Below are 13,303 nucleotides of genomic sequence, written 5' to 3'. Positions count from 1 at the left end.
TAAAAAACCCACTTTATTAAAACTCATGTCTTTTCTTATCGAGTGAAATCATTACATTTCACCATCTAAGATTTTCGATCAAAAAAGTCTTAAGCATCAATTTCAGGTAGAGAATATTCATAGGGAGAAGTTGCTTCATGACCTACGCTTAAAGCTCTTAATACGGTAGGACCTTTAGGAGTGTTGATGCTTGCCCATAGAGGAAATACAGAAATAGTTGGGTGAGTGAAATACATTAAAATATCGGCTTCCGAAAGGATTGAAAGATCTTTTGGCCATGAACCAAGTAGAGCCTCTGTTGTTGCAGATGCCGTAGAGGATTCTTCTAAAGTAACCTTAGGAGACCAGGGGTTGTGATCTTTCCCCATTTTAATAAGATGTTTAGGTGCTGGAGTAAGAGGAATTTTAAAGATCTTTATTAATAACGGTATGTTTTGTGCATTTGAAATTGGATATAATTTTTTAGTTTTTGGACACAAGGAAAAAGCTTTGAGTTGTTCTTTGGATAAGAAAATAACAATAACTGTTGCTGGAGATTTTAGGTGGTGAATAGCTGACTTCCATGAAGTTTCTTGAAGAAAATTTCTTTCGGAACAGAGCAGGCTAGGAAAGTCTATGATCTCTAGCCAGACAGAATTTATAGATGAAGATTTAACTAAGACAAAGATGCGTTGGGTGCCTCGACTGAAAACAGCGTAATCTCCAGGTTTAGCAAGAAAAATATTTTGTTGTATTGAGTGGATCTCTTGTGTGTGAAGGGCTCCTGAGTAAGGAAAAAGAAAGTTTAGAAATAGAAATACTAAAAGTGTTTTTCCTTGCTTTTTCATGGGTCCTTGCGATAAACTTTTTTACTTGAAGCTCATCCTACTTCAACCTTTCTTATAGTAGGATGGTGATTTTGGAGTTGTCAATATGAAAAAGAATATACATCCTGAGTACAGGCAAGTTTTATTTGTGGATTCTTCGACGGGATATAAGTTTGTGTGTGGATCTACATATCAAACTGAAAAAATGGAAACTTACGAAGGTGTAGAATATCCAGTATGTTATGTTAGCGTATCTTCTTCTTCACATCCGTTCTTTACTGGAAGTAAGAAATTGGTTGATGCAGAAGGACGTGTGGACAAGTTCCTAAAGCGTTACAGTTCTGTAAAGCTTTCTGTTCAACAACCTCAGTTAGATGAAGAGTCTAGTACAGTTTCTAAAGGAAAGAAAAAATCCACAAAGAAGAAAAAATAATTAGGCTTTATTTTTATAATAGAAAAAGCTCATCACCTTTATTAAAGCTGTGATGAGCTTTTTATTTTAATCTTACGCTTGCAATAAGCGTGTTGATGCAGTATTTTGATCGAGTTTATGCGCTGTTAGTTACTGAAAAAATCAAACTTCAGATGCTTTTTGTTTAATTTTCTGACAAAGAATATTTTTGATGAAAAAAAAGATTGCTGAATATTTAAAACGTCTAGAAGAGATCGAAATAAAGATTGCAACACCCGAAATTTTTGATCATCCTAAGGAGTATAAAGCTCTTAGCAAAGAACATGCGCGACTTTCTGAATTAAAAAATGTTTATACACAAATTCAAAACCTAGAAAAAGTTTTAATAGATGATAAGCAGGCTTTAGCTACTGAAAAAGATCCAGAAATGATCGCTATGTTGGAAGAAGAGATTGCTGAAAGTAAAGTTAATATTGAAAAACTTGCAAAAATTTTAGAAAATTTTCTTGTTCCTCCAGACCCTGATGACGATCTTAATGTTATTATGGAATTGCGAGCCGGAACAGGTGGTGAAGAAGCGGCTCTTTTTGTAGGCGATTGTGTGCGTATGTATCATCTGTATTCTTCTGCCAAAGGATGGAAGTGCGAAGTATTGTCTGCGTCAGAGTCGGATCTTAAGGGTTATAAAGAATATGTAATGGGAATCTCAGGAACTGGAGTAAAGCGTTTTCTTCAATATGAGGCTGGTACACATCGAGTTCAACGAGTTCCTGAAACGGAAACTCAGGGGCGTGTTCATACATCGGCTATTACTGTGGCTGTATTGCCGGAACCTCCAGAGGACGATGTGGAAGTGTTTATTGATGAGAAAGATCTAAGAATAGATACGTTTAGAGCTTCTGGAGCAGGAGGGCAACATGTTAATGTTACAGATTCTGCTGTACGAATTACTCATATGCCCACAGGAGTTGTTGTAACTTGTCAAGATGAGCGTAGTCAGCATAAAAATAAGGATAAAGCTATGCGAATTCTAAAAGCTAGAATACGTGATGCTGAAATGCAAAAGAGACATAAAGAAGCTTCTGCGATGCGTTCTGCACAGGTTGGAAGTGGAGATCGCTCGGAAAGAATACGAACTTATAATTTTTCGCAGAATCGAGTTACAGATCATAGGATAGGACTCACTTTATATAGCTTAGATAAAGTTATGGAGGGGGATCTAGATCCTATTACAACAGCTTTGGTTAGTCATGCGTATCATCAGCTTCTAGAAAATGGAACTCAAGACTATTCTTAAAGAGGCAGCAGAGTACCTCAAATATTATGGTGTGGCTTTTGAGGATCGTGAAGCTGCATACATCCTCATGGATCTTCTCGGAATAACCTCTCTTGCTCAATTGAGAGAACATTCTTTCATTTCTGACGATGTTTTATTGGCTTATTATCAAAAATTGAAATTTCGAGGAGAAAGGTGCCCTACGGCTTATATTCATGGTTCTGTTTCTTTTTTAGGCCTTTCTCTAATCGTTGATTCTCGGGTTTTAATACCTAGAATGGAAACAGAAATTCTTGCAGAACAAGTGATAAAATATATTTTAGCTCATTCAGAAATTCAAACGGTATATGATGTATGTTGTGGTAGCGGCTGTTTGGGGTTGGCTATAAAAAAGTTTTGTCCTCACATAAAAGTTTTTCTTTCAGATATTTGTCCGAAAGCTGTTTCTGTCGCAAAGCAAAACGCTGTAAATAACGGTCTGAATGTTGAGGTATTTTTGGGAGACTTATTCGACCCCTATTCTTCTCCAGGAGATGTTTTAGTATGTAATCCTCCTTATTTATCATTTAAAGAAGTTATGCGTGTTGATCCCGAAGTGCGTTGCTATGAACCTTGGAAAGCTCTTGTTGGAGGAGCTACTGGATTAGAATTTTATATTCGAATTGCAGAAAATTTATCAAAAATTTTACACCCTCATGGCGTTGGATGGTTAGAAATTGGTTATAACCAGGGGATTCAAGTGCAAACTATTTTTTCTAAATATGGTATTTCAGGTCGTTTACAGAAAGATCTCTCTGGCTGGGATAGATTTTTTTTTCTTGAAATGGATGCAAGTGATCCTGTATCCTCAGCAGTTTATTCGTGATTTTCTCTTGATAAATGATCGGTTCTTTAACACAAAAACTCTCCTCTATACTTTCTTCTTTAACCTCTTCTCGAAGAATTACAGAAGAAAACATTGCAGATGCCATTAGAGAGGTTCGTTTAGCTCTTTTAGATGCAGACGTACATTATCAAGTAGTGAAAGATTTTATCACAAAGGTAAAACAAAAAATTATTGGAAAAGAAGTCTGGAAGCATGTTTCTCCAGGCCAACAGTTTATTCGTTGTTTACATGAAGAACTCACATCTCTCTTAGGAAGTCATGAAGAAGAAAAATTGATAATTCAAGGATTTCCTTCTGTTACGCTTCTTTGTGGTTTACAAGGAGCAGGAAAAACCACAACATGTGCGAAGCTCGCTGCCTATGTTTTAAAAGAGAAAAAGGCAAAAAAGGTTTTAGTTGTACCTTGTGATCGTAAACGTTTTGCTGCTGTAGATCAATTAAAGACTTTAATCTCTCAGACAAAAGCCGATATTTACCATACAGAAGAGAATAACCCAATAAAGATTGCTGAAGACGCTGTAGCATATGCTAAAAGTCATAATTACGATTTTGTTTTAGTTGATACTGCAGGACGTCTACATTTAGATGATGATCTTATGAGTGAGCTGGTCTCCATTCAAAAAGTCGTTCAGGCTAAAGAACGACTTTTTGTTATGAATATTGCTATGGGACAAGATGCTGTAGCAACTGCAAAAGTTTTTGATGAGCTTCTAAATCTTACCGGTGTTGTTGTGTCAATGACTGATGGAGATGCTAGAGCTGGGGCTATTCTCTCTATGAAGAGTGTGTTAGGAAAGCCTATAAAACTAGAAGGTTGTGGAGAATATATTCAAGATCTTCGTCTTTTTAATTCGGCTTCTATGGCGGATCGTATTTTAGGAATGGGTGATACCGTTAATTTCGTGAATGAAATTCGGCAATGCATCTCTGAAGAAGAAGATGAAGAACTCGGGAAAAAACTAGCAACAGCAGCTTTTACTTATGAAGATTATTATAAGCAGATTAAAGCTTTTCGTCGTTTTGGCTCATTGAAAAAACTTTTCGGCATGATGCCGAAAAATCGTAACGCAAAGCTTAGTGAGCAAGATATGGAAGGGTCTGAACGGCAAATGAAATGTGCGGAAGCCATCATCCTTTCTATGACACCGGCAGAACGTTCAGAAAAAGTAGAATTAGATATGAGTCGTATGAAAAGAATAGCCTCTGGTTGCGGTTTAACTTTAGGGGACGTCAATCAGTTTCGAAAACGTATGGTGCAATCTAAAAAATTTTTTAAAGGTATGACTAAAGAGAAGATGGAACAAATGAGGAAAAAAATGTCTGGAGGAAGCTCGTGGCGTTAAAAATTCGTTTAAGACAACAAGGACGTAGAAATCATGTTGTTTATAGATTGGTGCTCGCAGATGTCGAGTCTCCTCGTGACGGTAAGTATATAGAGTTATTAGGTTGGTATGACCCTCATAGGAAGGAGAGTTACTTATTAAAAAGTGAACGAATTTTCTACTGGTTGTCTCAAGGTGCTGAGTTAACGGAGAAAGCCGAAGCTTTGGTAAAGCAAGGAGCTCCAGGAGTTTATAGCGAATTTGTTTCTAAAAAGACAGATCGTCAATCTGTATTATGTAAGAAACGTAGAGAATATCGTAAACGTCGTGCAATGAAACGAGCAGAATCTAAAATAAGTTAGCTTGAGGTATGGGAATGGAGATCGATATAATATCTTTATTCCCCGACTATTTTGATAGTCCTCTGAAGTCAAGTGTTTTAGGAAGAGCAATTAAAAAAAAATTGCTAACTATTCGAAGTAAAAATTTACGCGACTTTGGAGTTGGTAAGTGGAAACAAGTAGACGATGAGCCTTTTTCTGGAGGCGGTATGCTTCTTATGGCAGAGCCTGTTGTCAATGCCATTCGAAGTGTAAAAACAGAGCGTTCCAGGGTGATATACCTTTCTCCACAAGGTTCACTTTTAACAGCAAAAAAGAGTCGAGAGCTTGCGCAAATCCCTCACTTGATTTTGCTTTGTGGTCATTATGAAGGTATAGATGAACGTGCTATAGATAATGAAGTCTATGAAGAAATTAGTATAGGCGATTATGTCCTAACTAATGGAGGCCTTGCCGCTTTGGTTTTAATAGATACGTTATCCCGGTTTATTCCAGGAGTTTTAGGAAACCAAGAAAGCTTTGAAAATGATTCTTTAGAGAACGGTTTATTGAAAGGTCCACAATATACTCGGCCAAGAGTTTTTGAAGGAAAAGAAGTCCCTGAGATTCTGTTAGGAGGTAACCACAAAGCTATAGCCTCGTGGAGAAAGCAGATAAGTTTAGAAAGAACTCGTCAAAGACGTTTAGATCTTTATTTGCGTAATCTTTATAACTACTGTACGAATAATCCTTTTGATTCAAAGCAAGAAGACCCACACGGATCTTCAGGTCCTTTTTTAGATCAAATTACTGTAGTTGTTGAGGTTGAAATATTAAAACGCGCAAAAATTTTTTATACAAAAGTTTTTGGTTTAAGTTCTTCAAAAGGTAGAGAAGAATGGGTATATTTATCTGATCAAAACAAACCATTTCTTTGGCTTAGAGAAGTAGGATTAGAAAGGAAAAAAATTACAACGTTCTCTCTATATTTTTGTGATGAGAAGAGTTTTTATCGTGTTTTAGCAAAATGGGAGTTGTTAGGGGGTATTTTGCTAGAAAAGCAGGTTCATGATAACCTCGTTGTGGTTCGAGCTCAAGATTTGGATGGGCATACGTGGGAACTTTCTCTGCGTAATGTAGAATAGAAATAAGTGATTTTAGGTAGTGTTATGGGGAATTTACTCGAGAGTTTGAAGAAGGAACAATGTAGAAACGATCTTACAGATTTTAAGGTTGGAGATACTATTCGTGTGGCAACGAAAATTTCTGAAGGAGGCAAAGAAAGAGTTCAGGTATTTCAAGGAACCGTGATGGCTCGTAAGGGTGGTAGCTCTGGAGAAACCGTTTCTTTGCATCGCGTAGCTTACGGAGAGGGTATGGAGAAGAGCTTCTTGCTTAATAGCCCTAAGATTGTAAGTATTGAAGTTGTAAAACGAGGTAAAGTTGCTCGCGCCAGATTGTTTTACTTAAGAGGAAAAACAGGAAAAGCTGCTAAGGTTAAAGAACTTATTGGATCTCGACCTGCAAAAAAGAAAAAATAATTTATTCTTAAAAGAAGATCTTTTTTCTAAGTTAATTAATCAATCTATGAAACTGTGACTCTATCGGTATATATGACTACTTCTATCGATTACGATGAAGAACAGCGATTTTCTTTGATGATGACTTTTGAACAAGAAATGACTCGAGAAGGCTTTGTTTTGATAGCAGGAATAGATGAAGCCGGAAGAGGGCCTTTAGCCGGTCCTGTAGTTGCTGGAGCTTGTATTTTACCTAGAAATAAAGTTTTTGTTGGAGTGAATGATAGTAAGCAACTTACTGCAAAACAAAGAGGCTCTATCCGAGAAGTACTTCTTCAAGATCCAGATGTAATCTGTGGTATAGGAGTCATTTCTGTAGAAAGAATTGATGAAATTAATATTTTAGAAGCTACTAAAGAAGCTATGAGCTTAGCAATAGCTTCTTTGTTTCCGTCCCCAGATTTTCTTCTTGTTGATGGTTTACATCTTGCTCACAAGATTCCTTGTAGAAAAATTTTACAAGGAGATACAAAATCCGCCTCCATAGCAGCAGCCTCAATTTTAGCAAAAGAACATAGAGATGATTTAATGCGAGATCTGCATGAGAAGTACCCTGAATATAGATTTGATAAACACAAAGGCTATGGGACAGCTGCTCATCTTGAGGCTTTATGGCATTATGGAATTACCCCTTGTCATAGGAAAAGCTTCTCTCCTATAAAGAAAATTGTATCTGCACATGAGTAATTCTTGGACTGTTTCTCACCCTTTTTCTCGAGATCTTCAGTATTCTCGACCTAAGCTTTTCACCGTGAGTGCTCCTGCAGGTGCAGGGAAGACTACTCTAGTGAAAATGCTGGAACAAGAGTTTCCAAGCTCTTTCGAGAAGACTTTATCTATAACAACACGAAAACCTAGAGAAAATGAAGTTTTTGGAAAAGATTATCTTTTTATTTCTCGAGAAGAGTTTCAAAATCTTCTAGATCAAGGCAAAGTTCTTGAATGGGTGTTCTTGTTCGGAGAGTATTATGGAACAATTGGTTTAGAGATAGAAAGAATTTGGTCATTGGGAAAACACGCTATAGCAGTGATTGATGTTCAAGGAGCCTTGGTTATTCGTGAAAAGATGCCTAGTGTATCTATTTTTATAGCTCCCCCTTCTCATGAAGAATTGGAACGACGTTTGGATAAGCGAGGTTCTGAAGAGCTGCTTCAAAAAAAAGAAAGATTAGAACATAGTGCTAAAGAACTCGCAGTTGCCAATCAGTTTGATTATGTTATAGTGAATGATAATTTGTCTGTTACATATCAAATTGTAAAAAGTATTTTTGTAGCAGAAGAACATAGGAATAATTTATGACTAATAAAAATCGTTTAACTAATGAGAAATTAAACTTACTTTTCGAAAGCCCTTTTAGCCTTGTAAATTATGCTATCCAACAAGCTAAAAATAAGATTGCAAAAGGAGATGTACGCTCATCTAATGTTGTAATTGAGATTCTATCATTGCTAGATAGAGAAGGAATTCAAGAAGATTTGATGGAAGAAATTACATGCGTTGCTCCACCTGTTTCTTCAGAAAGATCTCGAGATAGCTATCACAGTAGAAAAAAAGATCCTTCAGCATATACCTGGAGTGATGTTAAGTAATAATTATGCGAGTATTGATCACATCAGCATTGCCTTATGCAAATGGTCCTTTGCATTTTGGTCATATTGCAGGAGCCTATTTACCGGCTGATGCGTATGCAAGATTTCGTAGATTGTTAGGAGATGAAGTTCTCTATGTTTGTGGTTCTGATGAATTTGGTATAGCAATTACTTTAAATGCAGAACGCATGAGAATGAAGTATCAAGATTACATAGATATATACCATAAATTACATAAAGATACTTTTGAAAAGCTTAATATTTCTTTAGATATTTTCTCTAGAACAACCAATTTATTTCATAAAGATATTGTTCAAAATTTTTATCTCCATTTGAAAAAACATGAAGTGATAGAAAACTCTTACTCAGAGCAATTGTATTCTGAGGAAGAAAAACGTTTTCTTGCAGATCGCTATGTAGAAGGAACTTGTCCTAAGTGTGGTTTCGATCAAGCACGAGGAGACGAATGCCAGAAATGTGGCGCAGATTACGAAGCTATAGATCTTTTAAATCCTAAATCAAAACTTTCTGGAGCTAAACTTACTTTAAAGAAAACCGAGCATGCATACCTACATTTAGAATATATGAAAGAGTCTCTTCTTTCTTTTGTTCAAACATGTTACTTACGTGATCATGTTCGTAAATTCATAATAGATTATATTGAGAACTTAAAACCAAGGGCAATCACTCGAGATCTCTCCTGGGGTATTCCCGTACCAGATTTCCCTAATAAGGTCTTTTATGTATGGTTTGACGCTCCTATTGGCTATATTAGTAGTACTATGGAGTGGGCTTCTCTTCAAGGTGATGTAGACGCGTGGAAGCGTTTCTGGCTTGAAGAAGGTGTTGAATACGTTCAATTTATAGGAAAAGATAACTTACCTTTTCATGCTGTAATCTTTCCTGCTATGCAGATGGGACAGGATCTACCTTATAAGAAGGCTGATGCTATTGTTTCTTCGGAGTTTTATTTGCTAGAAGGTCGTCAATTTAGTAAATCTGAAGAGAATTATGTAGACTTGGATGCATTTTTAACTTCTTATTCTGTGGATAAATTACGCTATGTCTTAGCTGCTACATCTCCAGAATCTTCTGATAGCGAATTTACTTTTCTAGATTTCAAAACACGATGTAATTCAGAACTTGTTGGGAAGTTCGGCAATTTCATAAACCGAGTGTTAGCGTTTGCTGAAAAGAATCAGTTTGTAGAGCTTTGTTATAAAGCAAATTTCATGAAAAATGAAGATCTAACATTTATTCAAGACGCTCAAGCTTTAGTAAATAAAGCTAGATTTTGTTATGAAAGGTATAGTTTACGCAATGCTTCTTCTGTAATTATGGAGCTTGCATCTCTTGGTAATGTGTATTTTAATGACAAGGCTCCTTGGAAATTACTGAAAGAAGGAACTCGTCAACAGATTGAAGTGATATTATTTTGTGCATGTTATTGTCAAAAATTGTTGGCTTTAATTGCTTATCCAATTCTTCCTGACAGTGCTGTTGCTATTTGGGAAATGCTTTCTCCAAGATCTTTAGAGAACCATAAAATAGATTCGTTTTTAGCTTGTAATTTATGGAATTCTGAATTTTTGAATTTTGAAAATGAAAAATTTGAATTACAAACACCTAGGCTGTTATTTACAACAGTAGACTGATTCTTAAAACGTATGAGCTTTAAAAATTCTAAAAGAAAGTTTCTGAATCATTGGTTGTGATTTCGTGATTCAATGCAAAGTCTAAAGTTTTTAGAGCTTCAGTAAGTCCTGTGCAGCGATGTTGTACTCGATTATTTCTTGTTGCTATAGCGATAGCTTTTTTAGTCCCTACAAGAATTACTAGTTGTTTTCCTCGAGTGATTGCTGTGTAAAGAAGATTTCGATACAACATCATAAAATGTGATGTATGAATAGGAATGATAACACAAGGACTTTCACTTCCTTGGTATTTGTGAACAGAAGTTGCATAAGCTAGGATAAGATCGTCAAGTTCTGCAAAAGAATAGGTAACGTATCTTCCCTCCATCTGTACAACAACTTGTTTATCTTTGAAATTTAATTCAAAGACATAGCCAATATCTCCATTGAAGACTTCTTTATTGTAGTTATTGCGAACTTGCATAACTTTATCTCCAACTGCATAAGAATGAAGTTTTCCTTGAAGATTAGCTTTCTTAGGATTAAGAGCTGTTTTAAGTTCTTTATTTAAGTTATGTATTCCTAAAATTCCTTTTTTCATAGGGGAGAGAATTTGAATATCTCTAGGATAGATGTGATATTTTTTAGGAACAAACTGTGTTATAAGATAAATAATGTATTCTAAAGCTTCTTGAGGATCCTCTTTTTGAAAAAATAAGAAGTCTTTGCGTCCAGATTCAGAGTGGAGCATGGGAAATTCTCCTTCATTTACTCTGTGAGCGTTGGTAATGATTCCAGAATCATGGACTTGTCGAAAAATTTCATTAAGTTCCGTAACACTAATTTTATTTGAAGATATAAGGTCTTTAAGAATATTCCCTGGACCGATACTTGGTAGCTGATGAACATCTCCAATAAGAATCAAAATGGTATGATCAGGAAGAGCTTTTAAAAAATGATGAAGAAGATAAGTATCCATCATTCCAGATTCATCGATAATAATGAGGTCGCAGTTTATGGGATTTTCATGATTCTTCCTGAAGGATTTTGTTTTAAAATCATATTGTAAGAGAGCATGTATAGTAACAGAGTGTTTATGAGTGATTTCTGTCATGCGTTTAGCAGCTTTTCCAGTAGGGGCTGCTAAAATAATTTTATAAGTAACTTGTTCAAAGATTTTCAGTATGGCTTGAGTTATAGTACTTTTTCCTGTTCCTGGTCCTCCGGTGATTATATGAAGTTTTTCTGAGAAGCAAGCTTTGATAGCCTCTTTTTGTTTAGTCGCTAAATTTAGATTGAGATTTTTTTCAACCCAAACTATGGCTTTTTCTCCATCTATAGGACGAATCTTTCTTGAGGAAAAGAGAATTCTTTTGAGATCCAATGCAATAGTTTGCTCTGCAAGATAAAGATAACGAGTCCATACATGTGGAATTCCTTCTATATCACAAATATAGAGAGCTTTGCTTTCTTGCATTTGATAGATTTGCGTCGCAATGTCATTGTGTTTTATGAGTTGCTTAGGAAGATCCTGGTTCAGAAGCTTGACAACTATTTCTGTTAGGGCTTTTACAGGGTAGCATGTATGACCTTCTTCCTGTAATTCTTCTAAGCTATGTTGTATGCCGGCACATAGGCGACTTTGAGAGTTAGGAGGTACACCAAGTCTCATAGCAATAAAGTCTGCAGTTTTAAAACCTATACCTTCCATTTCTCTAGCTAAAAGGAAGGGGTCTTCACAGATTTTCTCTATAGATTTTTCTTGATACTTTTTGTAGATTCTAACGCCGTAATGAATAGCGATATTGTATTGTTGAAGAAATAAAAGTGTAGACCTGAGTTTTTTTTGTTCTTGAAGTTGCTTACAAAGACTTTCTAATCGTGTTTTGCTAATGCCAGGAACTTCTGCAAGACGCTCAGGATGAAAATCTAAAACTCTTGCAGTTTCAGTTTGAAATGTTTCAATAATTTTTGTTGCGAGCTTAGGACCGATACCTTTTATAAGTTTTGATGTTAGGTAATTAAAAACTCCACGAGATTCATGTGTTTGGGGAAGATCATGCTTTTCAATTTGAAAATATTTTCCTAAATTGGGTGCATGACACCATTCTCCATAAAGTCGAAGTTGTGTTCCCAACTGTTGAAGTGATTGGGGTAGATGTCCTTTTACTAAGATCGATTCCTCTTTGTGAGAAGTTTTGATATGCGCAGTAAGATCTCCAGAGTCTATATCTTCAACGAGTATTTGTTCTAGGGTGCCGTAGATTTTCTCCATAGAATCTTTTAATATTGTTACAAAGGGTATCCTAGGAGATCTAGGTAAAGTTCCTATAAGGTAATGATTATTAAATTTTTAATCTACTAGTTATTAGACTATTCTGAGGTATCTTAAATAGCTTCTTCTTGGCTTTTATTTATTTTTCTCCCAAATAGGATGAGACTTAGGAGGCTACCTCCTAGCATTAAAAAAATTCCAATGCTCTCAAGGATTTTAGGAAGGCTTTGGGAATAGAGATAGGAAAGTATCAGACCAAAGATGGGTTCAAAGATGAGCATGGTACCAAGTAGGGCTGGAGATAGGCGTAGACTTGCTTTGTTCCAAGAAGTTATTGCTTGTGCTGAAGAAAAAATTCCCATAGTCACACAGAGACCAAAGAAAAGAAGTCGCTGTGACATTGGCGTATGCGAAACTAAAATTGGGATAATATGAGTAACTCGGCAAGTGTCTAGGACAATGATGAGTGGAAGACAGATTATTAAGGTGGTGATTCCCAAGAGATGACAGAGGTCTTGTGGTGAAAGCTTTGGATTATTTTCTAAAAGCTTTTGATTATAGATGACGTAAATTACCCATAACCCTGTGGAGACTACTGCTGAGACTATTCCAAAAATATATTGTAGTGGAGGGATTGTTGTTGTTGAGGTATGTATATCCGAAATATGTGTAAGAACAACTCCTATAAAAGTAATGCAGCTAATTATAAAGAGGAGAATCCATGAAAGTTCTTTTTGTCTTATATTCGAGAGACACAGGACGGCTATAGGCGCAAGTCCTGCAATCATAACAGTGAGCGCAGAACCGACATAACGGATCCCTAAAGTAATTCCTAAGTAATAGACAGGGTTAATTAGCAGAGACCATAAAGTGATGGTCCTCCAGAGTTTTAATGGAGTTTCTCTAAGGAGTTGGGGGTTTGAAGTCAGACATGTAATAAGTGAAAAAATCCCAAATATAGTATAACGCGTGAGGACAATGTCGAGATCTCCGAAAGACTGAAGAAGACTTGGAATTACAAAGACAATTCCCCAATAAAAGCAGGAAACAAGACCGTAGAAAATACCTTGAGATTTGTTTCGTGTAGATGTGATTTGATGTTGGTTAGAAAACATGTTGCTCTAGCTACTAACTGAAATAGAATTTCTATAATTTTATCATAATAAACATTTTTATGAATAATATGCTTTTTATATTATTTT

General features: G+C 35.9%; 14 protein-coding genes. 11 read left to right on the top strand and 3 right to left on the bottom strand.

What is annotated here, in order from left to right:
• Window positions 1-89: 89 nt before the first annotated feature.
• A complete protein-coding gene (locus JMS40_RS04230; protein WP_201457030.1) occupies window positions 90-827 on the bottom strand; it encodes a hypothetical protein in 738 nt (245 codons plus the stop codon).
• Between the two features lie 85 nt (window positions 828-912).
• Between JMS40_RS04230 and JMS40_RS04225 the strand changes: the two genes are divergently transcribed.
• The 11 genes from JMS40_RS04225 to metG all read left to right on the top strand — a co-directional run bounded on the left by JMS40_RS04225 (window position 913) and on the right by metG (window position 9,847).
• Entirely contained in the window at window positions 913-1,239 is a 327-nt protein-coding gene (locus tag JMS40_RS04225) for a type B 50S ribosomal protein L31 (protein ID WP_201457029.1), read from the top strand.
• Window positions 1,240-1,429: 190 nt separating this feature from the next.
• A complete protein-coding gene (prfA, locus tag JMS40_RS04220) occupies window positions 1,430-2,515 on the top strand; it encodes a peptide chain release factor 1 (RefSeq protein WP_201457028.1) in 1,086 nt (361 codons plus the stop codon).
• Window positions 2,493-3,359: a peptide chain release factor N(5)-glutamine methyltransferase gene (gene prmC / locus JMS40_RS04215; RefSeq protein ID WP_201457027.1), complete on the top strand. Its 867-nt coding sequence runs from the start codon at window positions 2,493-2,495 to the stop codon at window positions 3,357-3,359. The genes prfA and prmC overlap by 23 nt, the downstream gene beginning before the upstream one ends.
• 14 nt (window positions 3,360-3,373) lie before the next feature.
• Complete coding sequence (gene ffh / locus JMS40_RS04210) at window positions 3,374-4,723, top strand: signal recognition particle protein (protein WP_201457026.1); 1,350 nt, start codon at window positions 3,374-3,376, stop codon at window positions 4,721-4,723.
• The gene (locus JMS40_RS04205) at window positions 4,714-5,064 is read left to right on the top strand and encodes a 30S ribosomal protein S16 (RefSeq protein ID WP_201457025.1); all 351 of its coding nucleotides are present in this window, start codon (window positions 4,714-4,716) and stop codon (window positions 5,062-5,064) included. The genes ffh and JMS40_RS04205 overlap by 10 nt, the downstream gene beginning before the upstream one ends.
• Before the next feature lie 14 nt (window positions 5,065-5,078).
• Window positions 5,079-6,167, top strand: coding sequence for a tRNA (guanosine(37)-N1)-methyltransferase TrmD (gene trmD / locus JMS40_RS04200; protein ID WP_201457024.1), 1,089 nt, complete (start codon window positions 5,079-5,081; stop codon window positions 6,165-6,167).
• A gap of 24 nt (window positions 6,168-6,191) precedes the next feature.
• Complete coding sequence (gene rplS / locus JMS40_RS04195; protein ID WP_201457023.1) at window positions 6,192-6,563, top strand: 50S ribosomal protein L19; 372 nt, start codon at window positions 6,192-6,194, stop codon at window positions 6,561-6,563.
• A gap of 72 nt (window positions 6,564-6,635) precedes the next feature.
• Complete coding sequence (locus JMS40_RS04190) at window positions 6,636-7,289, top strand: ribonuclease HII (protein ID WP_201457022.1); 654 nt, start codon at window positions 6,636-6,638, stop codon at window positions 7,287-7,289.
• A complete protein-coding gene (gene gmk, locus JMS40_RS04185) occupies window positions 7,282-7,902 on the top strand; it encodes a guanylate kinase (protein WP_201457021.1) in 621 nt (206 codons plus the stop codon). The genes JMS40_RS04190 and gmk overlap by 8 nt, the downstream gene beginning before the upstream one ends.
• Window positions 7,899-8,192: a hypothetical protein gene (locus tag JMS40_RS04180; RefSeq protein WP_201457020.1), complete on the top strand. Its 294-nt coding sequence runs from the start codon at window positions 7,899-7,901 to the stop codon at window positions 8,190-8,192. The genes gmk and JMS40_RS04180 overlap by 4 nt, the downstream gene beginning before the upstream one ends.
• Before the next feature lie 5 nt (window positions 8,193-8,197).
• On the top strand, window positions 8,198-9,847 hold the full coding sequence (gene metG / locus JMS40_RS04175) for a methionine--tRNA ligase (RefSeq protein ID WP_236558950.1): 1,650 nt from the start codon (window positions 8,198-8,200) through the stop codon (window positions 9,845-9,847).
• Window positions 9,848-9,875: 28 nt separating this feature from the next.
• Here metG and JMS40_RS04170 read toward each other — a convergent pair whose 3' ends face one another.
• The gene (locus JMS40_RS04170; protein ID WP_201457019.1) at window positions 9,876-12,101 is read right to left on the bottom strand and encodes an ATP-dependent RecD-like DNA helicase; all 2,226 of its coding nucleotides are present in this window, start codon (window positions 12,099-12,101) and stop codon (window positions 9,876-9,878) included.
• Between the two features lie 113 nt (window positions 12,102-12,214).
• Entirely contained in the window at window positions 12,215-13,216 is a 1,002-nt protein-coding gene (locus tag JMS40_RS04165; RefSeq protein WP_201457018.1) for a DMT family transporter, read from the bottom strand.
• Between the last annotated feature and the right edge of the window lie 87 nt (window positions 13,217-13,303).

This window comes from Chlamydia sp. 17-3921 (genome assembly GCF_902705545.1).
Taxonomy (GTDB): Bacteria; Chlamydiota; Chlamydiia; order Chlamydiales; family Chlamydiaceae; genus Chlamydia.
The sequence above is the reverse complement of the archived record's forward strand: the minus strand, read 5'-3'. Positions and strand labels throughout refer to the sequence as shown.